The sequence below is a fragment of the Proteus vulgaris genome (assembly GCF_023100685.1).
Lineage (GTDB): Bacteria > Pseudomonadota > Gammaproteobacteria > Enterobacterales > Enterobacteriaceae > Proteus.
The window spans coordinates 2,775,479-2,802,433 of record NZ_CP090064.1; the positions used below are offsets into that span (position 1 = coordinate 2,775,479).

Genomic DNA, 26,955 nt, shown 5'->3' on the forward strand with positions numbered 1-26,955 from the left:
AAAGAAATAATAACAGTCTATTTATACCTTTCTTATTTTTTAGAAAACTTTGTAATAAATTACGCTGTTTTCTATCGCGATTTAACAAATTTAACACTCATTTTTAACACCCAATTACTGGCTAATGCTAAAACGTGTCAGTCAATCTACAAAATTTTTGCTAACACGCTTAGTCTAACCGATAATTCGATTTTACTACACCAGTATCTCAGGAAAAACCTGACTCAACACAGGCAAATGTGCCTTATTTTCTTGATCAAACTCACAAAATAGTCGAAAAAATACTTAATCAGTTTAAAATTTATCCAAATTTTAACAAATTAACTTTCCAATATTGTGGAGGAGGTCAAATATCCGTTTTGATTTGCGTTTTTATTCTCTAAAAACCTAGACAATCTTTTTATTTGTTAACAAATCCTACAACTGATTAACCCAGGAGGAAGTTAAACATTTTTTTAACAAGCAGTTAAGGCGGTTATGGAATGAAATGTCACAAAGATAAATACATAAATCAACATAAATATTAACATAATGTTACTACATACAAATATGACAATAAAAAAACGGAAATAAATGCGCTTAATTGCATCTATTCCCGTTTATCATTATTCATCACTATTCAGTCTTATTTGACTGTTTTTTTAATCTTTAATTTTTGTGTTTTAACACTCAATATTTACACAACGATTAATGTGATTATTCCAGATCAGTAGAGCTAATATCTTCAGGTGCAGTGACGGTATAAGGTGTTTTCTTGTTTTCAATTGCATTGAATACTGTTAACACCGCTTCATTTTGTTCATCAAAGTTACGATATAACCAATATTGTGTTTCAGGTAAACGCGGTAAACCTTCGCTTTCGCCTAAAATACGTAAATCGGCATTTTGCATTTCAAGTGGACGCGCTGTAATACCCACTTCTGCATTTACGGCAGCACGAACAGCAGATAAAGAAGCCGCTTCATAAGCAATACGCCATTGAATGCCCGCATCATCTAGTGTGTTCGTTGCTAATTGACGGAATGGGTTTGTTTCATCCATCACAACTAAAGGGAGCGGCTCATTCATTTGTATTTGGAAATCAGGTGCACAGTGCCATAACACAGGTGCAGTGCGTAACGCTGTACGTGGATGATGACCAATACGGGCTGTTGTTAATGCTAAATCAATTTCATGATTATCTAGCATTGTTTCAATATATTGAGAACGTTTAATACGTACATCAACCGCTAAACGTGGATATACTGATGCGATACGATTTAATAAAAAAGGCAATAAAGTATCAACAGAGTCGTCAGAGGCACCAATACGTAGTTCCCCTTCCGCATCGCTATACGTTAATGATGCAGTTGCATCATCATTCGCACGTAAAATTTGACGTGCATAACCTAATAATTGAAGGCCATGCTCTGTAAGTAACTTATTACGACCATGACGGGCGAAAAGCTCTCTGCCCACCAATTGCTCTAAACGTTGCATCTGCTGACTAACCGCAGACTGGGTTCGACATACGGCAGCTGCAGCGGCTGCAAACGTGTTTAAATCTGCTACAGCTACAAACGTTCTAAGCAGATCGAGGTCGAGATTCATTATCGGACGATTTGCATTAATCATTGTTTATTCTTCACTTATTTTTGATTTTTAAATTACATATACCTGGTGTTTTTTATCAAAAGTCTAAAAAAGACTTCTAATTAGACAGTACTCTACTCTGAAAAGGAGAGCAAAGACATACCGAATACTTTACATTTGTTTCTTATCGTTTACACCTCCTAGATAGAAAGGAATTGCATCTTTTTGTAACAAATTAAATTTTATTATCATTTCAAGCATTCACAAGAAAGAACTGCATACCATCATCACAAGTTAGACTTGGATCATACTATATTGCTTTCTCGTACATAAATTTTAACATTTTGAAAATAATTTAAATTATCTTAACTATACATTCCAATTTAAGTATCTTCCCCTATAAATTAAATTTAAGATTTAAATTTAATTTATACTTAAACTGATTGATTGCTATAGAATAAAGTAGATTTAACCATATTATTTGAAAATTTAATATATTAAGTCAGATAATACAAATCCGATAAAATTATTCAATAATTGATTATGCAACATTCCATCTATCTATGTATCACATCAACTTATTTCTGATAACCACACTAAAAAGCCCTTATTCACCAGAATAATAATCCAGAATTATTCTTGAAACTGAAATATAAATCTCACATAAGCCACACAATCAGTCATCAAAATAACATTCTAAGAATAAACTGACCTTTTACACCAAAAATTACCTAGCATCTTCAAAAGTTTGTAACGTAAGAGTAGAGTGATAGAACAGTTATTTGCTGGGACAGCCTTTTCATTTGTATCTTTCTATATGAATAGCAATTGGCGATAAATGTCGCTAAGTCGCCACAGTAGAGATACACGTCAGACCCTATTAGGTAAACGCGCTATGAATCAGATTAAAAAATCAAACAAACTCGAACATGTCTGTTACGACATTAGAGGTCCGGTTTTGCAAGAAGCAAAACGTCTGGAAGAAGAAGGTAATAAAGTTTTAAAACTCAATATTGGTAACCCGGCACCTTTTGGCTTTGAAGCACCTGATGAAATTTTAGTAGATGTTATTCGCAATCTACCAAGCTCACAGGGCTATAGTGATTCAAAAGGACTGTTCTCTGCGCGCAAAGCAATCATGCAGCATTATCAAGCTCGTGACATGCGTGACGTCACTGTTGAAGACATCTATATTGGTAACGGTGTTTCTGAATTAATCGTACAAGCGATGCAAGCCTTATTAAATAATGGCGATGAAATGCTGGTACCAGCTCCAGATTATCCTTTATGGACAGCAGCTGTTTCCCTTTCCGGGGGAAACGCAGTTCATTATATGTGTGATGAACAGCAAGGCTGGTTCCCTGATCTCGATGATATTCGTAGCAAAATTACAAAAAATACCCGTGGTATTGTCATTATCAATCCAAACAATCCAACAGGTGCGGTATATAGCAAAGATATTTTGATGGAAATCGTTGAAATAGCTCGTCAGCATGACCTAATTATCTTCGCCGACGAAATCTACGATAAAATTCTCTATGATGATGCCGAACACCACTCTATTGCAGCAATGGCTCCTGACTTATTAACAGTCACCTTTAACGGCTTATCAAAAACCTATCGCGTTGCAGGTTTCCGCCAAGGTTGGATGGTATTAAACGGCCCTAAAAAGCATGCTAAAAGCTACATTGAAGGCTTAAATATGCTGGCTTCCATGCGGTTATGCGCCAACGTTCCGATGCAACACGCCATTCAAACTGCATTAGGTGGTTATCAAAGTATTAGCGAATTTATTCTACCGGGTGGTCGCTTATACGAACAACGCAATCGTGCTTGGGAACTGATCAATCAAATTCCTGGTGTGTCTTGCGTTAAACCTATGGGTGCATTGTATATGTTCCCTAAAATAGACCTTAATCGCTACAGTATTAAAGACGATCAGAAAATGATCCTTGATTTATTACTGCAAGAAAAAGTGTTACTGGTACAAGGTACGGCCTTTAACTGGCCATATCCAGACCATTTCCGTATCGTCACCCTTCCCCGTGAAGATGATTTAGATATGGCAATTCAAAAATTTGGGCGCTTTATTGTGGGTTATCACCAATAAAATTGTCTTCTATTAGAGAAAACGCAGTATAACAACCCGTTATATTGCGTTTTTTTATTTTCTTTTTTATTGACGTTTACATCTGTTAGTTATCCACTCACAATAATGTCATCAATCACGCAATTGGGAGATATTATGAGTTACTTTTTTGCCCACCTTTCTCGCTTGAAACTCATTACTCGTTGGCCTTTAATGCGTAATATTCGCCAAGAAAATGTTTCTGAGCACAGTTTACAAGTCGCTTTTGTCGCCCATGCTTTAGCGGTGATTAAAAATCGTAAGTTTGATGGTAATGTCAATGCGGAGCGTATTGCATTACAAGCGATGTATCATGATGCCAGCGAAGTGATCACTGGCGATATGCCAACCCCAATTAAGTACCATAATCCACAGATTGCTCATGAATATAAAAAAATAGAAAAATACGCACAGCAAAAATTAATTGAAATGCTACCCGAAGAATTACAAGAAGATTTTCGTCCTCTTATTGATGAACAATTACATAGTGAGGAAGAAACCTTTATTGTCAAACAAGCTGATAGTTTATGTGCTTATTTAAAATGCCTTGAAGAACTTGCTGCAGGTAACAGTGAATTTAATCTAGCAAAAAATCGCTTAGAAAAAACATTGGCAGAAAGACACAGCCCTGAAATGGACTATTTTATGAAGGTGTTTGTACCTGGGTTTAGTTTATCTCTTGATGAAATTAGTGAGTAAATGATCAAAAAACGCCGTTTATAATAACTAAACGGCGTTTCAGAAAAATGCAGAACATTAGAATGGAAATAATAGCGGGATCAAGAATACGCTAATAAACATTACAATAATCGTAAATGGCACACCAATCTTAATAAAATCTGCAAATTTATAACCGCCAGGTTCAAGAATAAGTGTATTAACTGGTGATGATACAGGTGTCATAAATGCGGCTGATGCAGCAACACCAATCACCATTGCAAATGGTAACGGTGAGACATTCATTTGGTTTGCAGCGGCAATCGCAATGGGAGCCATTAATACCGCCGTTGCCGTATTTGAGATAAACAACCCAATTGATGCGCAGAGTACAAATAAACATACCAACATCACTTGAGGCCCTGCACTACCAGCGACATCCATTAAACCATTTACAATAAGCTCAATACCGCCCGTTTTTTGTAATGCCGCGGCAAATGGCATCATACCCACAATCAAGATAATACTTGGCCAATGGATAGAACGATAGGCACTTTCCATATCAATACAACGGAATTTACCCATTAATAAACAAGCAATAAGTGCAGCAATAAAGTTAGGCACTTCATTTGTCACCATTAATGCCACCATTAATGCTAACGAAAATAATGCATGAGGTGCTTGTGATGAAGCTGGCGCAACCGTTTCAATTTCTGCGGCTAAATTTAACACGATAAAATTACGTGGTTTAGTCGATAAAACCCGAATAAGCTTCCAATCACCAATAACCAACAACACATCACCAAGGCGTAATGGCTCATCAACAATTTTACCCGGTAACGCATTACCTTCTCGCCGAATAGCAACAACGTTTAACCCGTAGCGAGTACGGAATTTTATCTCTCTTAATGATTTGCCTAATAACTCTGAATCTGGATTCATAGATACTTCAGCAAGACCGACATCGCGGGATTGTTCTGAGAAATATTCTCCTCGTAATACCATCGGCTCTAGCATCTGTTCACGGCAAAATTCGCGCAAATCAACATCACTGGCAGACATATCTATCAATAAAACATCACGCTCTCTTAATTCAGTGCCCCCTGTTGCGCTGACCATCACACGCCGAAACCGCCTCCAGCGTTCGATACCAACAACGTTTGCACCATAACGAGAACGTAGGTGCAATTCATCAAGTGAATGACCTACAAGTGGGGAGCCTTTACGAATGGCTAAACGACGAGCACGTCCTGCTAATTGATAATCACGAATAAGATCACGGAAAGTACGACGATAAGCCTCTTTTTGCTTCCCATTATCGTTATTTCCTAACCAACGACGTACTACCAGCATATATAGAATACCGGCAAACAATACAGCAATACCAATTGGTGTAATGGAGAAAAATTGAAAACTTGGCAATCCTTCTCTGACTAATTCACTGTTAACAACCATATTAGGCGGAGTCGCCACTAAGGTCATTAATCCACTGATAAGGCCCGCAAAACCTAGCGGCATCATTAAACGACCTGGTGATGTTTTCATCCGAGCAGCAACGCTCAGCACAACAGGGATAAAGATAGCTACCACGCCCGTTGAGCTCATGAAAGCCCCCAAACTTGCAACACATATCATTAATAGCACAAGCATTTTAACTTCACTGCTACCCGCAACACGTACAAGCCAGTCACCCATTTGATAAGCCACGCCTGTTCTCACTAACCCTTCGCCAATAACAAAAAGGGCAGCAATAAGTAATACGTTAGGATCACTAAATCCTACTGTGGCTTCATTTAATGTAAGTGTACCGCTAAGAACGAATGCGATGATGACAAGTAAAGCGACCACATCCATGCGGATTTTGTTGGTCGTAAAAAGGACAATAGCTATCAATAGCAGGCTTAAAACCCATAATAATTCGCTATTCAAAATGGCCTCGATCAGCAATAAGTGAAAACAGGTTAAGACATCAATTCACTACATTGATAAGTAGACCATTTTTACATCGATAAGTCTTCTAGTATGATCAAAGAAAAGACTATCTTTTGTGCGTTATTATCACTTTTTCAGCTTGCTTCTCGATTTGAATATCATTTAAAGAATCAATAATTAAATGAATCTCATTACGGCGAGGAAGGGATAAAGGAGCATGAACAGCAACGACTTGACATCCTGCATCTAAACCAGAGTAAATACCGGCCGCTGCGTCTTCAAAAACCACACATTCTTGAGGCAATAAACCCAATTTTTTTGCTCCTAAAAGATAAGGCTCAGGATTAGGTTTACCCTTACTAATACATTCCGCTGTAACCCAATGTTTAGGTTCAGGAATACCAGTGACAGATTGGCGCGTTGATGCGATTGGTACGGTACCTGAAGTCACAATTGCCCACGGAATATCTAATTCATTAAGGTGATTAATTAACTCAATAGCCCCCGGAAGCGGTGCTAAACCTTCTGTTTGTGTTGATTCTAATTTTTCTAACCAACGAAAGGTATCTGTTATCTCTTGTTCGGAAGCATTAGGCATAAAATGGCGAATCGACTCAATGGCTGGCTTTCCATGAATATAGTCATTAATCTCTTGTGTTGATATGCCAACGCGTTCACCAAATAACGCCCAACAATATTCAACAACGGGTAATGAATCAACTAATGTTCCATCTAAATCAAACAGAAAGCCTTTACATGTGATCGCCATAATTTATGCCTACCTTAGAATGATGCGTTACTTATTACGCATTAAGAATTTGTTGGATTTCAACGGCGCTAAGGTGATATTGACGAGGGCAGGCTAACCAAACAGCCAGCATTCTTTGGTATTTTTCCCACATTGGTGTTTGTGAGTTGAAACCATGACTACCGCTATCAAAATGCGTATAGCGCCCTTCTGTATTCACCATAAAACGCACATAACTAAGATAGCGGGATTCTGTCGCCGCATCAAAGCCAATAAATGCAACACGACGAGCATCCGGCATTTCTTGGTCTTTTAAGTTATCGCGAGAAACTTGCAGTGCATGGTACATTTCCATGACGTTAATAATGGTACGGCAAGTCTCCTCTGACATTTCATCAAAATCACGGTCTAGTTCACGTAATTGTAATCCGTAACCGCGTTCAATGATTGTCTGATAGCGACGATAACGTTCAGCGTTATCAGGATCCATCATAGTCATCATTTTATATTGATTAGAGAGGATCAAGCGTTGTGCGTGTGTCATTTCCATCATTAATTCTCCAAAGAAATCATTGAGAAGAGCATGACATTAATCAAAAGTATTGAGTAGTGTTAACTACGCGTTTTTTGATCTCAACGGGGTAATTCTAAAGACAATAATGACAAATGACGAAGGTAGAACAAATGTTCTACACATCATCAAGAAAAGAGCGATCAAGTTGCTTAAAAGCACGTTTTAATAAATGTGCTAGAGAAAGGTAAGTCGGCGTTTGTTCCACAGGTGCTAAAGCAATGCCTGCTTCTTCAAATTTCTCGCGTATCTCATAAAACCAGCGTAATAATGTGCCAGGAAGAGGGGTTGCTGCACGCTTACCTAACCACCATAACCCTTGCATTGGCAGGCTACAGGCAAATAACGCTGTTGTAATTGCAGGCCCTAAATTTCCCCCTAAAGCAATTTGCCATGTCATTGTAAAAATGGCGATCGGCGGCATATAGCGAATGCCAAATCGTGTTGCTTTGACAATGCGATTTTCAGGGAATACGGGCGCTAATTGCTTTTCAACCGGCCAGGTTTTTAAATACTCATTACCCAAACGAAGCTTCTTAAAAAAGCCGGGAGGAGTCACTGTCGGTTCGCTCATAATGACCTCAATCAATTTCTTCTGTAACTTTTAAAAAATATCTATAAAGAATAAAAATCTTTTAGTAGAATTAAGTATATTTTGTCTTTGTTGCCTTTACTCTGTATCCTGTGCCCATTCTAAAGGTTTGTGGCAATAAAGCGCTATATTTTGTTTGCCGGCGTGATTTTCAACCCTTTTCGCCGATTTTAACGCGAAAAGCTAATGGGTGAATAAAAATCGTCCAATTAATGATTGGCAACTATAATTAGCATCAAGTTTTTTACTTTAAGCATGATGCGCGTCATTAATGTCATCATAGTAATGCGATAGGCTTTTATGATTGACGTTTTATTAACCACCGTCTTTATAATATAAAAGACACTACGACAACAAGATAAATAGGTAATTCCATGTCAAGTAAGCTGGTGCTGGTACTGAACTGCGGTAGTTCTTCTCTTAAATTTGCAATTATCAACCCAGAAAATGGTGAAGAATTCCTTTCAGGTTTGGCTGAATGCTTCAACCTTCCTGAAGCCCGCCTGAAGTGGAAAATGGATGGCCAAAAACATGAAGCTGCGTTAGGCGCAGGTGCTGCTCATAGCGAAGCATTAAACTTTATCGTAAATACTATTCTGGCTGAAAAACCAGAACTGTCTGCACAAATCGCTTCAATTGGTCACCGTATTGTTCACGGTGGTGAGAAGTTCACTAAATCTGTCGTGATCACTGACGAAGTTATCAAAGGTATTGAAGCTGCTATCCCATTTGCTCCATTACATAACCCAGCTCACCTTATTGGTATTGAAGAAGCGCGTAAAGCATTCCCTCATTTAATTGAGAAAATGGTTGCGGTATTTGACACTGCATTCCACCAAACAATGCCAGAAGAAGCTTATCTGTATGCACTGCCATACAGCTTATATAAAGATCACAGCATCCGTCGTTACGGTGCTCACGGAACTAGCCATTTCTTCGTTTCCCGTGAAGCCGCTAAAATGTTAAATAAACCTGTTGATGAACTGAATGTAATCACTTGCCACTTAGGCAATGGTGGTTCTGTATCTGCTATCGTTAACGGTAAATGTGTTGATACTTCTATGGGTCTGACTCCATTAGAAGGTTTAGTGATGGGTACACGTAGTGGTGATATCGACCCTGCTATCGTATTCCATTTACATGATACTTTAGGTATGAGCGTTGATGACATTAATAAACTGCTAACTAAAGAATCAGGCTTATTAGGTTTAACTGAAGTCACTAGTGACTGCCGTTATGTTGAAGATAACTATGAAACTAAAGCAGATGCTAAACGTGCAATGGACGTTTATTGCCATCGTTTAGCGAAATACATCGGCTCTTACTGTGCACTGATGGAAGGTCGTTTAGATGCTATTATCTTTACTGGTGGCATCGGTGAAAACGCAGCAATGGTACGTGAATTATCTCTGAAAAAACTGGCTCTATTAGGTTTTGAAGTTGATCATCAACGTAACTTAGATGCACGTTTCGGTAAATCAGGCACTATCACTACCGATAACAGCCGTCTTGCTGTTGTTATCCCAACTAACGAAGAGTTAGTTATCGCTCAGGACGCAAGTCGCCTGACCGCTTAAGTTCTTTGATGTACTGCCAGTGTCATGCTGGCAGTACTGTTTTACATAACGAGCAACCGATATTTAAAGAGGTTTCCGTGTCCCGTACAATTATGTTAGTCCCAACTGATACACGCGTAGGTTTAACCAGCGTCAGCTTGGGTGTTATCCGTTCTATGGAACAAAAAGGCGTTCGCCTTAGCGTGTTCAAACCTATTGCACAACCTCGTGTAAAAGGCGCATTAGATCAGACAACTGCGATTATCCGTTCTCACTCCACTATTCAATCATCAGAACCTTTAAACATGGATTATGTTGAGTCTCTGCTCAGCTCAAACCAAAAAGATGTTCTGATGGAAGAAATTGTTGCTAGATACCATGAAAACACCGCTGATGCAGAAGTTATTCTCATCGAAGGTCTGGTACCTATGCGTAAGCACCCTTTTGCACAATCATTAAACTATGAAATTGCAAAAACATTAGGTGCTGAAATTGTTTTCGTTACTGCATTAGGTAACAACACGGTTGAACAGCTAAAAGAGCGTATCGAATTTGCGCGTGCTGAATTTGGCGGTGTAAAAAACCAAAATATCACCGGTGTTATTGTTAACAAACTAAATGCACCTGTTGATGATCAAGGCCGTACTCGCCCTGACTTATCTGAAATATTTGATGATTCAAGTAAAGCGATTATCTCTAATGTCGATTTAAAAACCATTGAAAAGAATAGCCCACTGCCTTTACTGGGTTGCATTCCTTGGAACTTCGATTTAATCGCTACCCGTGCAACAGATATGGCAAAACACTTAAATGCGACTGTCGTCAATAAAGGCGATATTGAAACCCGTCGTATTAAGTCTGTGACTTTCTGTGCCCGTAGTATTCCACACATGTTAGAGCACTTCCGCCCTGGTTCACTTTTAGTAACTTCTGCGGATCGCCCAGATGTATTAGTTTCAGCGTGCCTTGCAGCAATGAATGGCGTTGAAATTGGTGCAATCCTACTAACAGGTGGTTACCAAATCGATGCTCCTATCAAACAACTTTGTGAACGTGCATTCGAAACTGGCTTACCAATCTTTATGGTTAATGCAAACACTTGGCAGACTTCTTTAAATCTTCAAAGTTTTAGCTTAGAAGTGCCTGCTGATGACCATGAACGTATTGAAAAAATTCAGAACTACGTTGCTCAACATATCAATACACAATGGATTGATTCACTGACCGCTAACTCTGAACGCCCTAACCGTTTATCACCACCAGCATTCCGTTACCAATTAACAGAATTAGCACGTAAAGCGAAAAAACGTATCGTTTTACCAGAAGGTGATGAGCCACGTACTGTTAAAGCAGCAGCAATTTGTGCTGATCGTGGTATCGCTACTTGCGTACTGTTAGGCGATCCTGAAGAAATTCGTCGTGTAGCAACCGCACAAGGTGTTGAATTAGGCACAGGCATTGAGTTAGTCAATCCTAAAGAAGTACGTGAAATTTATGTACCTCGCTTAGTTGAACTGCGTAAAAGCAAAGGTATGACAGAAGTTGTTGCTCGTGAGCAGTTAGAAGATAACGTTGTTCTCGGCACATTAATGCTGGAAAAAGGCGAAGTAGATGGCCTTGTTTCTGGTGCTGTTCATACAACGGCTAACACTATTCGTCCACCACTACAGTTAATCAAAACTGCACCGGGTAGCTCATTAGTGTCTTCTGTGTTCTTTATGCTGTTACCAGAACAAGTTTATGTTTATGGTGACTGTGCAATTAACCCAGATCCAACAGCGGAACAACTGGCTGAAATCGCAATCCAATCTGCAGACTCTGCAATTGCATTCGGTATCGACCCACGCGTTGCGATGATCTCTTATTCTACTGGTAACTCTGGTGCAGGTAGCGATGTAGAGAAAGTTCGTGAAGCGACACGTTTAGCGCAAGAAAAACGCCCTGATCTGATGATTGATGGTCCTTTACAATACGACGCAGCTGTTATGGCTGATGTTGCTAAATCTAAAGCACCAAACTCACCAGTTGCAGGTAAAGCGACTGTGTTTATCTTCCCTGATCTGAACACCGGTAATACCACTTATAAAGCGGTACAACGTTCAGCTGACTTGGTTTCAATCGGACCAATGTTACAAGGTATGCGTAAACCAGTGAATGACCTTTCTCGTGGTGCATTAGTAGACGATATCGTCTACACCGTTGCGTTGACAGCTATTCAAGCAAGCCAACAAGAAAACGCATAATTATTGAAGTTCGCTTCAAATAAAACAACGCCAGATGATTAATTTCATTTGGCGTTTTTTATTCTACAGATTTCTTATTTGACTAAAATTCGAGGCAGTCTCAAAACTAGACAACTTGATTCTGTCTCCTTTATAAAAGAGTGTCAAATAAAATCACACATATAAACACTCAACATAAAAACAATTAACACATTGATTTTACTTACTTATTTATATCTTTATTATTCAGAAAAAGATAGGAGTGAGGTGAGTTTCTGTTAGTATGCTGGTGGGTGCTTGGATCATTTTGGTTCAAGCATTTGCAGGAGCCAAAAAGACGAAAGCCCCGAATTTTAATTTACTAAAATCCGAGGCAGTCTCAAAACCAACCAACTTGATTCTGTCTCCTTTATAAAGGAGTGTCAAGAGAAGTGACTAAGCTTGCCCTATTAGGGCTGATTACTGTATGTATTACAGTTTGGTGTTTTGCTTTACTGAAACATGAAAGATTATGTTCTTTTAATATCAGTAGTGGCGACACCGTAGTTCAAGCTATTTTATCTTGCGATAAATAGTTTTGTGGGGGAAATTCCCCCACAATTTCTCTCAAAAGTTGTTGAGATTGGTGATCACAAGTACCCTACTTTAATCCACGAGTACACGCTGATTGGTCGCCCCCCACAAAATCGACATCTCTGTAAACAGTGCACCACTAATATCTTCAACCTCTTCAGCAGTGATCTCTGCATTACCTTGCTTACCAAAGAACACGACTTCATCCCCTGAATTGATATTTTTAAGATCGGTAATATCAACAATCACCGTATTCATTGATGTTTTACCTAAAACAGGCACACGTTGACCACCAATTAAAGCATGTCCTGCATTACTAAAAACTCGACGATAACCATCTGCATAGCCAACAGGGATATTAGCTAATACTGAATCACGTTTTAGTGTGTAAGTGCGATCATACCCAACAGTATTACCTTTAGGATAATAATTGATTGAGGCAATATTGGATTTAAAAGTCATAACACGTTTGTAATCTGTACTTGCGATGGTATCACCATAAAAAATCCCGCCTACACGCACCATATCTAACCATGATCCAGGTACGGTAATTGTGGCAAAAGTATTTGCCATATGCAGAGTAACGTCTTTACGGTTTAGCCCAGTAACACCCAATACCTTTTGTGATTGCTGTTTAAAACGAGCGAGATCTTCTCTTACTTTATCCGCATCTTCTTCAGGATAATGAGACATAATGCCAACCACTTTAAGGTTAGCTAATTGAGCAATTTGCTTTGCTTCTTCAAGCCCCGCATTGTTATTAACTTCTAATCCATTACGAGACATTCCACCTGAATTTAAGGCAAGATGAATAGGGATCACTTTATTTTGTTGTTTAGCAATGGCATCTAATTTCTTAGCCATATCTAAGTTACCAATCAATTCTTCCACGTTATAGCTTGTCGCCTGAGCCATTTCTTGCTCTGTGGCATTACGCACACGCATTAAACGACCTTGGAATCCTAGATCACGCACTTCTTTTAGCTCTTGGTTATTCGTTACACCAATACATTGCACATTGTTTTCAATCATAACAGGTGCAACTAACGATAAATCATGGCCATATGCATCCCCTTTTAAAACAGCACAAAGCGAGGATTTATCACCTAAAAGTGATTGTACTTTTTTCACATTAAAATCGAGCGCACTACGTGAAATTTCAATCCATGAGTTATTCACGATTGCAGGTTGAACCTGAGCTGTTTGAGTCACTGGTGGATTGTGATTAACAGGTTGTTGGCAAGCAGTGATAACAAAAAGTGGTAACAACGCAAGATATCGAATACCAAAAGACATCTTCTTTTTCCTTAGTGATTGTGATGTTAAACCTATTTTTATAATTAATTAGGTACGAAAATATACACATAGTGAATATTCACTCAGGATAATAGCATTATTATTCATAAAATAAAGATATTAATTCACAAGTTTTAATTAGAATTAATTCGTTTATTTATTCACTAAAAAAATTACGATAAAATTTAACCTATTGTTTTAATAGTAAATTATTTGATAATTTAAAAGAAACGGTACAAATACATAAAAAACAGGTCATGCCTTCTCGAGTATTTACTGTTACAGAGCCTGTGTGAAAGAAATCCGTAAATTGACAAAATTAAAACAAACTGATTTTGCTACTGCTCTTGGTGTATCGACTTCTTTAGTTCGAGCATGGGAACAAAAGCGTAGATTTCCGACAGGAAGTAGTTTGAAACTATTACGAATGATAGAAAAAAATCCAAACATTGCTAACAGCCTGATACTTACTTGAATAATAATATTTGTAAAAAAATGCCTTGTTGATTTAACTCAGCAAGGCGTTTTTTTAATTAATAAATTCAAAAAATATCAACGAACAATAATACCTAATAAAATACCGATAACACCGAAGTCTGCATCACTAAATGTGGTGTTAGCAATACCGATGTCTCCAAGTACTGGTAATAAGAATACAGGCAAGAAAGTAATTAATAAGCCTTGAACGAATGCCCCTAAAATCGCACCACGACGTCCACCGGTCGCATTACCAAATACCCCAGCTGTTGCACCCACGAAGAAATGAGGAACCACACCAGGAATTATTACTGTCCAATCTAAAGCATACAGAATAAACATGCCGATAACACCCGCAGCAAAGCTACTTAAAAAGCCAACTAATACCGCATTGGGTGCATAAGGGAATACAACTGGGCAATCTAAAGCAGGTTTTGCATTAGGAACTAACTTATCTGAAATACCTTTAAATGCAGGAACAATCTCAGCAATAACCATACGCACACCTTGCAGAATAATATAAACACCTGCTGCGAAGGTTATAGATTGCATTAACGAGAACATAAACCAGTTTTTACCACCACTAACTTCACGAACAAAAGTATCGCCCGCAAATAAACATGTGATGACAAAAATAATGCCCATAGTAAAGGCAATTGCGACTGGCGTATCACGTAAAAATAGCAAGCTTTTAGGCACATTCATCTCTTCTGTTGAATGCTCTTTATTACCAAATTTACTGCCGATAAAGCCCGCAACGACATAAGAAATAGTTGAGAAGTGTCCTAATGCCACATCATCAGAACCGGTAATTTTTTTCATATAAGGGTGTGCAATGGCTGGGAAAAACACCATTGAAATCCCAACAACTAATGAACCTACCGCAACTAATACAGCGCCTTCTAAGCCTGCTGTTGCCAGAATAACTGCCACCATCATTGACATAAATAATGTATGGTGACCCGTTAAGAAAATAAATTTCCACGGTGTTAAACGAGCAATTAGAATATTAATCAACATGGCAAAGAACATAATCAGAGCCATTTCTTTACCAAAGCTTTTTTGTGCAATAGAGACAATTGCCTCGTTATTAGGCACAACACCTTGAATGCCAAATGCATGTTGGAAAATCGTTGAGAAATCACCCAGTGAGTTAATGACAAGACCGGCACCAGCACCTAAAATCACAAAACCCATAATGGTTTTTACCGTGCCTTTAATACATTCCGTAACTGGTTTTTTCTGGGCAATTAATCCAATCAATGCGATCAAACCCACTAAAATAGAAGGCTCTGAAAGCACATCACTCATTAGAAAGCGGAAAAAGTCCATGATAGGCTCCTTATAACGCGCCTAATTCACGTAATGCAACAGAAAGTTTTTCTTTCATCGCAACTTTATCAATCATATTATCCAGTGAAACTACTCTTCCATTTACGGCTTGAGAATTAAGCTGTTCTGCAATATCACGAGTTCCAACATAGATATCACTTGGCGTACCTTTTGCTGAACCCAAATCAACGTGATCCACCTCTGCATTGACAGCGAGATCTTTTAAAATACTTTTGATACTCATTTCCATCATTAAGCTACTGCCTAAACCATTTCCACACACAACTGTAATTTTCATGGTATTCCCCTTGGTAATTTTAAATTGTCATTAATAGTTGTTGATAACTGCTAATACATCCGCTTTGCTTTTCGCATTAAATAGCGTTTGAATATCTTTATCGTTATCAAAAAGTTCGGCTAATTTCATAATGGCATTAATATGGCTATCGTTATCTGTTGCAGCTAAAACAATCAGTAATTTCACCGGATCGTTTTCATCAGCACCAAATTCCACTCCTTGCTCAACAATCGTTAATGCAAGAGAAAGTTGGTTAACACCATCTTCAGGACGAGCATGAGGCATCGCAATACCCGGACCTAAAACATAATATGGCCCTATTTTTTCATGTGATTTGTAAATAGCATCGATGTAACGAGGTTCAACGCACCCTTTATCAACTAATGGCTGACACGCCACTTTAACGGCTTCTCGCCAATCGCTAACGCTTGGAACCACTTGTACCACATCAGGTGTTAATAATGTTTTAAGCATCTTTGTAACCTCAATAAGACTCTCTTTGAGCTTCGTTATTAAGGATAGTAATCATTAATGGTAGCGCTATCTAGATAGATCGTTCGTAATTGTGATAGCGCTATCATTTTAATAAAATGTTAATTGCAGAAAATGCCAACAATTGACACTGTATTGTTTCAGCATAATAGAAAGATTTCAGGTAGGATCTGCGGTTAATAAAATAGGCTAAGCAAGCATAATCACACATGATCAAAACACGTAAGCGCCGAAATACAGGTCGCGTCACATTACAAGATGTCGCTAAACACGCTGGAGTCGGTTCAATGACCGTTTCGCGTGCATTACGAACCCCTGAGTTGGTCTCTGATAAGTTAAGAGAGAAAGTTAATCAAGCCGTAGAGGAACTTGGTTATATTCCTAATGCCTCAGCAGGCGCGTTAGCATCGGCTCAAAGTCATATTATTGCAGTACTGTTACCCTCTTTCACAGATAAAGCCAGTGCTGATTTTATGCAATCTTTACAGCAAATATTAAATCGCCATCAATATCAAATTCTCGTTGGTTGTTATGAATATCAACCACATAAAGCCAGTGATGTGATTAATATGCTATTACAAAGCAATCCTGCCGCATTGGTTGTCTTTGGATCACAACTCAGTCCCACTCATTTTTTACATATTAGTAATGCCAACGTGCCGGTTGTCAGTGTTGCAAGTCAATCTGATGAACAAGCCGCCATTAGTATTGATTGCTCTTATGAGCAAGCTGCATATGATTTAACTAGTCATTTAATCACCCAAGGAAGACGTTGTATCGGTTATATTGGCGCTTTACAAGGCCAGCGTTTACACCACCAGCAAATAACAGGTTGGTCACGAGCCTTACTGAAAAATTATTTAAATGCTGAGCAAAGTGTCACTACACCTGATCCCGCATCTATGGCTTATGGTAGACAAGCTTTAACAGAAATTTTATTGCGGCAACCTGAATTAGATGCCGTTATTTGTAGTCATGAGAGCATTGCGTTAGGAATGATTTTTGAGTGCCAAAGGCGATTAATTAAGATCCCTCAAGATCTGGCCATTGCTTGTTTGGAAGGCTCTGATAATAGTGATCAAATATCACCATCTCTTACGTCAATTCGTTTTGATTATCACAAAATGGGAAAAGAGGCAGGAAAACACCTTATCGCCCTTTTACAACGCTTAAAAGACGAAGATGATAACGCTATATTCGAAGATACCGTTATCAACTATGCTTATCGCTTTGAAATAGGGCAAAGTACCCCTTAATCGACGGTTTCTCGGGTTTCTAAACGTGTACTGTTATTACGTGTTAACCAAAGAGAAAGCGCTTTTAGTGAATCTGGCGTGAATTCGTCACAACGCTCTGTGATTTCAGAGGGGGTTAACCAGCACACTTCCTCTATTTCTTCTGCTTGCAGAGCGAAAGGCCCATGAGAAACACAACTAAATAGACTTCCCCAGACACGACAGCTTTTATCATCATAATAAAATTGCCCATGTTCAGCGAAAGGAACCCCCGCAATGCCGAGTTCTTCTTCTGCTTCACGACGCGCGCTTTCCAGTAAATTTTCACCTTGTTGGACAACACCACCTGCTGTGGCATCTAACCAACCGGGATAAAAATCTTTTGTTTCTGTTCTACGTTGCGCCAAAATTTTACCCATCCCATCATGAACAACAATATACGTTGCTCTATGTCGTAGGTTTTCAGCTCGCATTTGTTGACGTGTTGCTTGTGCAACGACTTCATTTTTATCATCAACAATATCAACCCACTCAACCAATGCCGTCTTTTCTTGTTCCATCCTCAACAAACCTTTTTTAACCGATACTAAACGATCGTAATTTTTATCCTGAATATACCAAAATCACTATTTTTCACCACTACAATAATCATACGAGACTTGTCTTATCCATCTTGCGCTTTTTTGCTTTTTATGATGTTAGAAGGCAGACTGTGGATATACTAAACATTTCGTGCCTACTTTACTTTGGAGCTTTCAATGATTGATTTATATTATGCAGATACCCCAAATGGCCAGAAAATAACACTTTTTCTCGAAGAAGCAGGCCTACCTTATCAGTTACATCGCATTGATATTAGTAAAGGTGATCAATTTAAGCCTGAGTTTTTAGCAATTTCCCCTAACAACAAAATTCCTGCCATCGTTGATAATTCACCAGCAGATGGAGGCGAACCACTCTCTATTTTTGAGTCTGGTGCTATTCTTATCTATCTAGCTGAAAAAAGTGGCAAATTAATTAGCCAAAATTTACGCGAAAAAACAACACAACTACAATGGTTGTTTTGGCAAGTGGGAGGTTTTGGCCCCATGTTAGGACAAAATCATCATTTCACCCGCTATGCCACAGAAAAAGTCCCTTATGCAATTAAACGTTATACTGAAGAAACACAGCGTCTATATAGCGTATTGGAAAAAAGATTAGCGCAATCACCTTACCTTGGTGGCCAAGAATACAGCATTGCGGATATCGCTACATATACATGGGCCCGTCTTCATGCTCACCACAATATTGATTTGGCTAATTATCCTGCGATAGAAAAATGGCTAAATAAGATCAACCAACGCCCAGCAGCTAAAAAACTCTTTGGTGAATAAAAGCAATTCATAATGTCAGGATGATATTTATTCTTTATTAGGTAAGATGATCAGGAGGATGGTGATGAAAATACTTATCACAGGTGGTACAGGATTAATTGGCAAAGCATTAGTGTGTGAACTTGCACTGTCTAATAATGATATTACAGTGCTTTCTCGTTCTCCTCAAAAAGTCTATTCGCACTTTTGTAATGAAATCACCTGTTGGACTCAACTCAGTGATAAACAAAATCTTAATGGGTTTGATGCGGTCATTAATCTTGCTGGAGAACCCATTGCCGATAACCGTTGGACACCTGCTCAAAAACACAAACTCATTAACAGCCGTTGTGATTTAACTCAAAAATTAGTTGAGTTAATTAAAGCCAGCGACTCTCCCCCTTCTGTTTTCATATCTGGTTCTGCGGTTGGCTTTTATGGTGACCAAGGTGATTTGCAAGTCACTGAACAGACGCCAGCAAACCCTGAGTTTACACATGAGCTTTGTGCTGAGTGGGAGCGTATTGCTCTTGAAGCACAAACACCATTAACTCGTGTTTGTTTGTTACGTACAGGAATTGTACTTTCAACACTCGGTGGCGCACTACCTAAAATGAGTAAACCCTTTAAGTTAGGATTAGGTGGCAAATTAGGAAGCGGAAAACAGTATATGCCGTGGATCCATATTGATGATATGGTCAGTGCGATTATTTTCTTGCTTAAGACTCAAGATGCTAAAGGCGCTTTTAACTTAACTGCACCTAACCCTGTACAGAATAAAGAATTTACTCGCTTATTAGGAAAAGCATTTAATCGCCCTGCCTTAATGACGGTTCCTGAAAGTGTATTACGTTTAGTGATGGGAGAAAGCGCCACATTAGTATTAGGCGGGCAACAAGCCATTCCTGAAAAATTACTCAGTGCTGGCTTTGAGTTTCGCTACCCACATTTAGAAGAGGCATTAAAAGATATTATAACCACAGGAAAATAATCTCTTTTTCTATTTTCAATAATTCGATGTGACTAGTGCGAATAAATATTCTACCTAATAGATACTCTAAATAATTCAAGGTGTAGCTAGACGACAAGTAAATGAGTCACTAGGAGCATACAATAGTATGTGACTAGTGCGAATGAACGCAGTCAACAACGCTACAACTTGAAGTATGACGAGTAACGACGAGTATACTTAGCGGGCAGGCTTATCGCCTTCCCACCTTTGAAACAAATCATCAGGTAAATCAATCTCAAACTGATCAAGTACACGATTAACCGTTTGATTGACAATATCATCAATGGTTTTAGGCTGAAAATAGAATGCTGGTACAGGTGGCATAATCACGGCACCTAACTCAGAAGCTTGTGTCATTAAACGCAAATGACCTAAATGCAGAGGCGTTTCACGCACACACAACACCAATTTACGCCCTTCTTTCAGCACAACATCTGCAGCACGAGTGACTAAAGTATCGGTATAACTATGAACAATACCGGATAAACTTTTAATTGAGCAAGGTAAAATTACCATCCCACTGACACGAAACGATCCTGAAGAAATTGACGCACCAATATCGCGATCGTCATAAATCACATCTGCTAAAGCATGGATATCTTTTAGTAAATAATCAGTTTCTAATGAAATAGTACGGCGAGCAGCTTGGCTAATCACTAAATGCGTTTCAACTGACGGTACAGATTTCAGAATTTCTAATAAACGTATACCGTAAATTGCACCACTGGCACCGGTTAGCCCAACTATCAGCTTTTTCATTATAATCCTCAGAATATATATCAACATAAATCATTATGATGATTAACCCTCAAAAAACAAGCGCCGATGCAGAACACGCTAGCATCGACGCTTTATAAGGGCATTATATTACCGAAAAACTAACCTTCGTTATAGATTTCCAAGTTTTCTATTTCATTTTGATCACGAATTTTGTGTTCATCATCACGACGAAGATTTTCTAAATAATCTAGATAATCTTGGTCGATATCTTTCGTTATATAAACACCATCAAATACAGAACATTCAAACTGACTAATATCAGGATTTTCTTCTTGTACAGCGGCAATTAAATCAGAGAGATCTTGGAAGATAAGCCCATCAGCACCAATTAATTTACGAATTTCATCCACTTCACGTCCATGAGCAATAAGCTCATTAGCGTTTGGCATATCAATACCATACACATTAGGGAAGCGAACTTCTGGCGCAGCTGAAGCAAAATAGACTTTCTTCGCTCCTGCTTCTCTTGCTAACTCGACGATTTGCTCTGACGTTGTGCCACGAACAATAGAATCATCAATCAACAGAACATTTTTATCACGAAACTCTGCACGATTTGCATTCAATTTACGTCTTACTGACTTACGACGTTCTTGTTGACCGGGCATAATAAAAGTACGCCCCACATAGCGATTTTTTACAAAGCCTTGGCGATACGGTTTATTAAGAATATGAGCGATTTCTAATGCGATATCACACGAGGTCTCTGGAATAGGAATGACCACATCAATCTGCAAATCTTCCCACTCTTTCGCAATTTTAGCGCCTAATTTTTGCCCCATACGCAAACGTGCATTGTAAACAGAAATTTTATCAATAAAGGAATCTGGGCGAGCAAAATAAACATACTCAAATAGACAAGGCATTAATTGTGGATTTTCAGCACATTGGCGGGTAAAGAGTTGTCCTTGTTCAGTGATATAAACTGCTTCACCGGGGGCAACATCACGCAAGAACTCAAAGCCTAAAGTATCTAATGCAACACTTTCAGATGCGACCATATATTCATGGCGACCATCTTCTAATGTACGTTTACCGAGAACTAAAGGACGAATACCAAAGGGATCACGGAAAGCTAATAAACCATGGCCGATGATCAACGCAACGCAAGCATAAGCACCACGTAATTTTTTATGCATTGCTGCGACTGCAGCAAAAATATTATCAGGCTCTAGAGGGAAATGGTCAAAACGGTCTAATTCATATGCCAATACATTAAGTAAGATTTCAGAATCAGAGGTGGTATTGATATGGCGACGCGCTGTTTCAAATAATTGTCGACGTAATAAATGCGCATTGGTTAAATTACCATTATGCGCCAACGTAATACCAAAAGGTGAATTCACATAAAAAGGCTGCGCTTCTGATGCACTAGAACTACCCGCTGTTGGATAACGGACATGCCCTATCCCGATAGTACCTTTTAAACGCAACATATGACGGGTTTCAAACACATCTTTAACCAGTCCGTTAGCTTTGCGAAGACGGAAACCGTTGTTACCGTCTATCGTTGCAATGCCAGCTGCATCTTGACCTCGGTGTTGTAACACCGTTAACGCATCATAAATTGATTGGTTTACTGGATTCGCTCCAGCGATACCGACAATACCGCACATGAATAGATCCTCATCAGCCAGACGGAGAGGTTATATTCTCTCCGACACGAAACTTGACGCATTTTGCAGGTAGTCAAAGAACCACCTAATAATATGGTTGAATTGAGGAATAAGTTCAGAACGTTGCCAATCAGCGCTATCTGCCATAGGCGTAAATGCCCCTAAAACAAACAATAATGCTGACACGATCAGCACGCCTCTTAATGCCCCGAAACAGACCCCCAAAACTCGATCTGTACCTGATAACCCTGTGCGTTGAACAAGAGAGCTAATCACATAGTTCACAACAGCACCAACAATCAGTGTCGCAATAAACAGAGTGACTATTGCAATCCCGTTACGAACCAGTTCATCTTCAAACCGGGTAAAATAGACGGCAAGATAAGGATAAAACTGACTAGCAACAAAGAAACCACAACCCCAGGTGATGAGTGATAATGCTTCACGAACAAAGCCACGGATCAGGCTGACTAATGCGGAAAAACCAATAATGGCAATGATGGCGTAATCTATCCAGACCATAAATTCTTTATCCAAAAATGATGCTCCGCATTAATACGGAAGCATTCTAACAGAAAACGAAAACGTTTGCGTAATGCTAATTTTCACTAATTTCAAAATAATTTACGGCGATATGAAAAATCATAATCGCCGCAATAAGTTAACGCTTTGTTACATCGCTCATCAGATGACTCATTTAGAAAAATTAAGGCTTATATGCCCTTACCTCACCTTGTAAGCCTGTAAGCTCTTTTAAATGAGGCAAAATAGCCTGTAATTCTGACTTAGATGCACTTGGCCCAATGTAAATTCGAGTCATTTGACCAGCAACAGGACGCGCGGGTACGGTATACACCGGGTAACCTGAGAAATGCATTTTCGCAATAATTTCTTCAACCTTCGCCGCATTTTTCAATGCACCTAATTGAACAACCCAAGCTTCACCTTTTGGTGGTTTGGTTTCTTGCACTGGTGGTGCTGGTGGTGGTGCTGGTGGTTGTACAGGTGGCGTGACCACCGGTGGTACAGGCGTTGGCTGTACAGGAGGTGTCGGCGTTGGTTGTACTGGTGGCGTAACAGGAACAACGGTTGGTGGTTGTGGTGCTGTTGCCGTAGATTGTTCAACACCCGTGACTGCTTCAGAAAGCATTGCTTCAGAAGCGCCTTCTGATGGTGTTGAAGGCGTCGTTGTTTGCTCTATAGGAGCGATAGATTCAATTTCTTGTTCATCGCCTGGTTTGGGTACTAAAGGAATAGCGGCAAATTGGTCTTCGTTATATTTCTTATCGCCGTCAAGCAACGCAGGTAAAAAAATAACCCCTACTGCCACTAATACCACGGCTCCGACTAAGCGATTTTGAAATTTACTCGCCACCCACACTCTCCTTTTCCAAAAGTTCCATCACATGTGCGACTGTATGAAATGAGCCACACACCACGACGATATCATTAGGATTAGCATCGGACATAGCTTGTTTCCATGCCGCCTCTACACTCTCAAATACCGATGGGTTTTCAAGATGTTGAGCAAGTACATCCGCTGAAGCGCCACGAAATTCATTAAGTGGCGCAACATACCAACTATCCGCCAATGGCATTAAGCACGCTAATGTTCCCGCAATATCTTTATCACCTAGCATACCAACAACAATACGCACTTTGGTATCAGACTTACGCGGTAATTGTGATAATTTTTCAGCTAAATATCCTGCTGCATGAGGATTATGTGCCACATCAAAGATAACTAGAGGATGTTGTGAAATTACCTGAAAACGTCCAGGTAATTGTGCTCGAGACATTCCTTCAACAATGCTTTGCTGTGTTATTGCTTGACTGACCTTATCATCAGATTTGAGCAAGCAACGGATGACCCCCATCGCTGTCGCCGCATTGGCTAGCGGAATATTAGGGATAGGCAACGCATCAAATTCACAATCAGCACAACGCCAATGCCAATGATCACCTACAATAACAAAAGACCAATCCGTTTCTCGACGGAAAAGCTTAGCCTGTTTTCCATTGGCAACTTCAGCAATGGAATGAGGCATATCTGGCTCACCCACAACAGCGTAGTGATTAGCACGGAAAATACCGGCTTTCTCGTGACCAATATGCTCTCTATCTGCACCTAACCAATCAGTATGATCGAGTGCAATACTTGTGATAGCAGCAATATCTGCATCAACGATATTCGTCGCATCTAATCGACCGCCTAATCCTACTTCAAGAATAACAACATCAAGTTGTGCTTGTTGAAATAACTTCAGCGCAGCCAGAGTGCCATATTCAAAAAAGGTCAGCGAAATATCGCCTCTAGCTTGTTCAATTTCTGCAAAAACTTCACAAAAAGCATCTTCGGAAAGTTCTTTGCCTTGAATACGTACACGTTCTGTGTAGCGAACAAGATGAGGTGAGCTATAAACGCCGACTTTCAATCCTGATGCCATCAAGATTGACTCTAGCATATGACAGGTTGTGCCTTTTCCATTTGTACCTGAAACAGTAATGACTTTAGGTGCAGGGCGTAACACATTTAATATTTTTCCTACCTCGCCTACACGTTCTAACCCCATATCAATGGCGCTTGAATGTAAGTGTTCAAGATAAGAAAGCCACACCGACAGAGGCGATGTGGCTTTAGGAGCAGTTATGATATTAGACATCTTCTTTTTTATTCGTTTCGATGTTAATTTCTGGCTCGTTATCAGCAGATTCGATTTCATCAGCAATCATTTCTTCGCCAATAATTTCATCTTCATCTTCGACTAAATCATATTGAGTCAGCTTAGCCAGTAATTCAGCCAGCTCATCACGCATTTCTGGACGACGAACAATCATATCAATCGCCCCTTTTTCTAACAGAAACTCACTACGTTGGAAACCTGCTGGCAGTTTCTCACGTACAGTTTGCTCAATAACGCGTGGGCCTGCAAAACCAATCAGTGCTTTAGGCTCCGCAACGTTAATATCGCCTAACATGGCTAAACTTGCAGAAACACCGCCCATTGTAGGATCAGTCATCACTGAGATATAAGGCAAACCACGTTCTTGCATTTTTGCTAATGCTGCACTGGTTTTTGCCATTTGCATTAATGACATCAGCGCTTCTTGCATACGCGCACCGCCACTTGCAGAGAAGCAAATCAGAGGACAATTATCTTCTAGTGCTTGTTCAACAGCACGAACAAAGCGCGCCCCCACAACAGAAGCCATAGAGCCGCCCATAAACGCAAACTCAAAAGAAGCAGCAACAACTGGCATCTTTTTCAATGTTCCTTTCATGACGACTAATGCGTCTTTTTCCTGAGTTTGCTTTTGAGCAGCGCTAATTCTGTCTTTATATTTTTTGGAGTCGCGGAATTTCAGAATATCTTTAGGCTCTAATTCACTACCTAATTCTGTGGTACTTCCTGTATCAAGGAAAGTCTCAAGGCGACGGCGCGCTGAAATGCGCATATGGTGATCACATTTAGGACAAACCTCCAAATTACGCTCTAATTCTGCGCGATAGAGTACCTGTCCACAGCTATCACATTTAGTCCAAACTCCTTCTGGGATATTGGCTTTACGTGAACTTGTGATAGTGCTTTTATTTAGAATTTTTTCAATCCAGCTCATTAACGGACCTTTTCGTCTGAATCTGACCTTCGCCAGTAAAATTATTGTGAGCGTATCAACCACAATGCACTGGCTGTGTGGTTAGCAAAGTTTATGATGATACCGCTTACTGAATTTCAGCGCATCTCTTTATTATGGCTATTCTACGGCAAAAACTAATGATAACTGCTCAAACCTCTTTGCTATCACTTTCTTTCTTCGCTTTTGCACTCGCTCTGCGATGGCGTATGATCTCAATGACGCCCGGTAAAATAGAAATAACAATAATGGCAACAATTAGCAATTTTAAGTTCTTTTGAACTATATCTAAGTCACCAAAAAAGTATCCCGCATAAGTAAATAACAGTACCCATGCAATTGCCCCAGTAACATTATAAAAGGCAAAATGACGATATGACATTTTTCCCATTCCTGCAACGAATGGCGCAAAAGTTCGGATAATCGGCACGAATCTTGCCAAAATAATCGCTTTACCACCATGTTTTTCATAAAAAGCATGGGTTTTGTCCAGATATTCACGACGGAAAATACGTGAATTAGGCTTACTAAATAGCTTTTCGCCAAAAAGTCGCCCTATAGAATAGTTCACTGCATCACCTAAAATCGCGGCGCAAAGCAACAGTAAGACAATAATATGGACATTCACATCATTGGTATCTAAAGAAGCTAAAGCACCAGCAACAAACAGCAATGAATCACCAGGTAAAAATGGCGTTACCACCAGCCCTGTTTCACAAAAAACAATCAGAAACAAAATGGCATAGACCCATGTACCATATTGCGCGACAAGCTCTGCTAAATGCGCATCAATATGTAAAATAAAATCAATTAGAAATTTTATCAAATCAACAAATTGCGTTAATATTTCCATAAATCCTCAGAGAACTGGGTGT

General features: G+C 39.3%; 26 protein-coding genes. 9 read left to right on the forward strand and 17 right to left on the reverse strand.

Going from position 1 to position 26,955, the window contains the following annotated elements; genetic code table 11:
• Positions 1-696: 696 nt before the first annotated feature.
• Complete coding sequence (gene hexA, locus LW139_RS13425; protein WP_166540729.1) at positions 697-1,614, reverse strand: transcriptional regulator HexA; 918 nt, start codon at positions 1,612-1,614, stop codon at positions 697-699.
• An 853-nt stretch (positions 1,615-2,467) separates the two neighbouring features.
• Here hexA and LW139_RS13430 point away from each other — a divergent pair.
• Positions 2,468-3,682, forward strand: coding sequence for a pyridoxal phosphate-dependent aminotransferase (locus LW139_RS13430; protein ID WP_072068611.1), 1,215 nt, complete (start codon positions 2,468-2,470; stop codon positions 3,680-3,682).
• Between the two features lie 135 nt (positions 3,683-3,817).
• The gene (yfbR, locus tag LW139_RS13435) at positions 3,818-4,399 is read left to right on the forward strand and encodes a 5'-deoxynucleotidase (RefSeq protein ID WP_004243705.1); all 582 of its coding nucleotides are present in this window, start codon (positions 3,818-3,820) and stop codon (positions 4,397-4,399) included.
• Between the two features lie 57 nt (positions 4,400-4,456).
• Here the strand turns inward: yfbR and LW139_RS13440 are convergent, their stop codons facing one another.
• From LW139_RS13440 to yfbV, 4 genes are all read right to left on the reverse strand, one after another.
• Complete coding sequence (locus LW139_RS13440) at positions 4,457-6,286, reverse strand: SLC13 family permease (RefSeq protein ID WP_166540730.1); 1,830 nt, start codon at positions 6,284-6,286, stop codon at positions 4,457-4,459.
• Positions 6,287-6,395: 109 nt separating this feature from the next.
• On the reverse strand, positions 6,396-7,058 hold the full coding sequence (locus LW139_RS13445) for a sugar phosphatase (protein ID WP_166540731.1): 663 nt from the start codon (positions 7,056-7,058) through the stop codon (positions 6,396-6,398).
• A 34-nt stretch (positions 7,059-7,092) separates the two neighbouring features.
• Entirely contained in the window at positions 7,093-7,587 is a 495-nt protein-coding gene (locus tag LW139_RS13450) for a YfbU family protein (protein ID WP_072068750.1), read from the reverse strand.
• 139 nt (positions 7,588-7,726) lie between these two features.
• Positions 7,727-8,182 carry a terminus macrodomain insulation protein YfbV gene (gene yfbV / locus LW139_RS13455; protein ID WP_166540732.1) on the reverse strand — a complete coding sequence of 152 codons (456 nt, stop codon included), beginning with the start codon at positions 8,180-8,182 and terminating at the stop codon, positions 7,727-7,729.
• A 392-nt stretch (positions 8,183-8,574) separates the two neighbouring features.
• On the opposite strand from yfbV, the gene ackA reads away from it, so the two are divergent.
• The 3 genes from ackA (at position 8,575) to LW139_RS13470 (ending at position 12,553) form a co-directional block, all read left to right on the forward strand.
• Complete coding sequence (gene ackA, locus LW139_RS13460) at positions 8,575-9,777, forward strand: acetate kinase (protein ID WP_072068617.1); 1,203 nt, start codon at positions 8,575-8,577, stop codon at positions 9,775-9,777.
• A 77-nt stretch (positions 9,778-9,854) separates the two neighbouring features.
• On the forward strand, positions 9,855-11,999 hold the full coding sequence (pta, locus tag LW139_RS13465; RefSeq protein WP_166540734.1) for a phosphate acetyltransferase: 2,145 nt from the start codon (positions 9,855-9,857) through the stop codon (positions 11,997-11,999).
• Between the two features lie 410 nt (positions 12,000-12,409).
• Positions 12,410-12,553 carry a Hok/Gef family protein gene (locus LW139_RS13470; RefSeq protein WP_166540735.1) on the forward strand — a complete coding sequence of 48 codons (144 nt, stop codon included), beginning with the start codon at positions 12,410-12,412 and terminating at the stop codon, positions 12,551-12,553.
• Positions 12,554-12,623: 70 nt separating this feature from the next.
• On the opposite strand, the gene alr is transcribed toward LW139_RS13470, so the two are convergent.
• The gene (gene alr / locus LW139_RS13475; protein ID WP_247850062.1) at positions 12,624-13,847 is read right to left on the reverse strand and encodes an alanine racemase; all 1,224 of its coding nucleotides are present in this window, start codon (positions 13,845-13,847) and stop codon (positions 12,624-12,626) included.
• 292 nt (positions 13,848-14,139) lie between these two features.
• Here alr and LW139_RS13480 point away from each other — a divergent pair, with 292 nt between their 5' ends.
• Complete coding sequence (locus LW139_RS13480) at positions 14,140-14,322, forward strand: helix-turn-helix domain-containing protein (RefSeq protein WP_247850063.1); 183 nt, start codon at positions 14,140-14,142, stop codon at positions 14,320-14,322.
• A 77-nt stretch (positions 14,323-14,399) separates the two neighbouring features.
• Here LW139_RS13480 and LW139_RS13485 read toward each other — a convergent pair whose 3' ends face one another.
• Genes LW139_RS13485 through LW139_RS13495 form a run of 3 tightly spaced genes read right to left on the reverse strand, consistent with a single transcriptional unit; the run spans position 14,400 to position 16,428 of the window.
• Positions 14,400-15,656 carry a PTS ascorbate transporter subunit IIC gene (locus LW139_RS13485; RefSeq protein ID WP_227335726.1) on the reverse strand — a complete coding sequence of 419 codons (1,257 nt, stop codon included), beginning with the start codon at positions 15,654-15,656 and terminating at the stop codon, positions 14,400-14,402.
• 10 nt (positions 15,657-15,666) lie between these two features.
• Positions 15,667-15,954: a PTS sugar transporter subunit IIB gene (locus LW139_RS13490; RefSeq protein WP_088495113.1), complete on the reverse strand. Its 288-nt coding sequence runs from the start codon at positions 15,952-15,954 to the stop codon at positions 15,667-15,669.
• Positions 15,955-15,984: 30 nt separating this feature from the next.
• Entirely contained in the window at positions 15,985-16,428 is a 444-nt protein-coding gene (locus LW139_RS13495; protein WP_072068623.1) for a PTS sugar transporter subunit IIA, read from the reverse strand.
• Between the two features lie 227 nt (positions 16,429-16,655).
• On the opposite strand from LW139_RS13495, the gene LW139_RS13500 reads away from it, so the two are divergent.
• Entirely contained in the window at positions 16,656-17,702 is a 1,047-nt protein-coding gene (locus tag LW139_RS13500) for a LacI family DNA-binding transcriptional regulator (protein WP_227335728.1), read from the forward strand.
• Here LW139_RS13500 and yfcD read toward each other — a convergent pair.
• Positions 17,699-18,241: an NUDIX hydrolase YfcD gene (gene yfcD, locus LW139_RS13505; RefSeq protein WP_072068625.1), complete on the reverse strand. Its 543-nt coding sequence runs from the start codon at positions 18,239-18,241 to the stop codon at positions 17,699-17,701. The genes LW139_RS13500 and yfcD overlap by 4 nt on opposite strands.
• Positions 18,242-18,439: 198 nt before the next feature.
• Between yfcD and LW139_RS13510 the strand changes: the two genes are divergently transcribed.
• The gene (locus LW139_RS13510; protein ID WP_072068626.1) at positions 18,440-19,057 is read left to right on the forward strand and encodes a glutathione binding-like protein; all 618 of its coding nucleotides are present in this window, start codon (positions 18,440-18,442) and stop codon (positions 19,055-19,057) included.
• Positions 19,058-19,121: 64 nt separating this feature from the next.
• Positions 19,122-20,027: a TIGR01777 family oxidoreductase gene (locus tag LW139_RS13515; protein WP_166540739.1), complete on the forward strand. Its 906-nt coding sequence runs from the start codon at positions 19,122-19,124 to the stop codon at positions 20,025-20,027.
• Positions 20,028-20,225: 198 nt separating this feature from the next.
• On the opposite strand, the gene LW139_RS13520 is transcribed toward LW139_RS13515, so the two are convergent.
• The 7 genes from LW139_RS13520 to LW139_RS13550 all read right to left on the reverse strand — a co-directional run bounded on the left by LW139_RS13520 (position 20,226) and on the right by LW139_RS13550 (position 26,933).
• On the reverse strand, positions 20,226-20,807 hold the full coding sequence (locus LW139_RS13520; protein WP_166540740.1) for a UbiX family flavin prenyltransferase: 582 nt from the start codon (positions 20,805-20,807) through the stop codon (positions 20,226-20,228).
• A 119-nt stretch (positions 20,808-20,926) separates the two neighbouring features.
• Positions 20,927-22,444 carry an amidophosphoribosyltransferase gene (gene purF, locus LW139_RS13525; RefSeq protein WP_072068629.1) on the reverse strand — a complete coding sequence of 506 codons (1,518 nt, stop codon included), beginning with the start codon at positions 22,442-22,444 and terminating at the stop codon, positions 20,927-20,929.
• 30 nt (positions 22,445-22,474) lie between these two features.
• Positions 22,475-22,966 carry a colicin V production protein gene (cvpA, locus tag LW139_RS13530; protein WP_023581692.1) on the reverse strand — a complete coding sequence of 164 codons (492 nt, stop codon included), beginning with the start codon at positions 22,964-22,966 and terminating at the stop codon, positions 22,475-22,477.
• Between the two features lie 184 nt (positions 22,967-23,150).
• Positions 23,151-23,819, reverse strand: a complete 669-nt coding sequence (dedD, locus tag LW139_RS13535) for a cell division protein DedD (RefSeq protein WP_247850064.1) — start codon at positions 23,817-23,819, stop codon at positions 23,151-23,153.
• Positions 23,809-25,107, reverse strand: a complete 1,299-nt coding sequence (gene folC, locus LW139_RS13540; RefSeq protein ID WP_247850065.1) for a bifunctional tetrahydrofolate synthase/dihydrofolate synthase — start codon at positions 25,105-25,107, stop codon at positions 23,809-23,811. Before folC ends, dedD begins: the two co-directional genes overlap by 11 nt.
• Complete coding sequence (accD, locus tag LW139_RS13545; RefSeq protein ID WP_166540742.1) at positions 25,100-26,062, reverse strand: acetyl-CoA carboxylase, carboxyltransferase subunit beta; 963 nt, start codon at positions 26,060-26,062, stop codon at positions 25,100-25,102. Before accD ends, folC begins: the two co-directional genes overlap by 8 nt.
• Before the next feature lie 169 nt (positions 26,063-26,231).
• Entirely contained in the window at positions 26,232-26,933 is a 702-nt protein-coding gene (locus tag LW139_RS13550) for a DedA family protein (RefSeq protein WP_109407267.1), read from the reverse strand.
• Positions 26,934-26,955 lie beyond the last annotated feature (22 nt).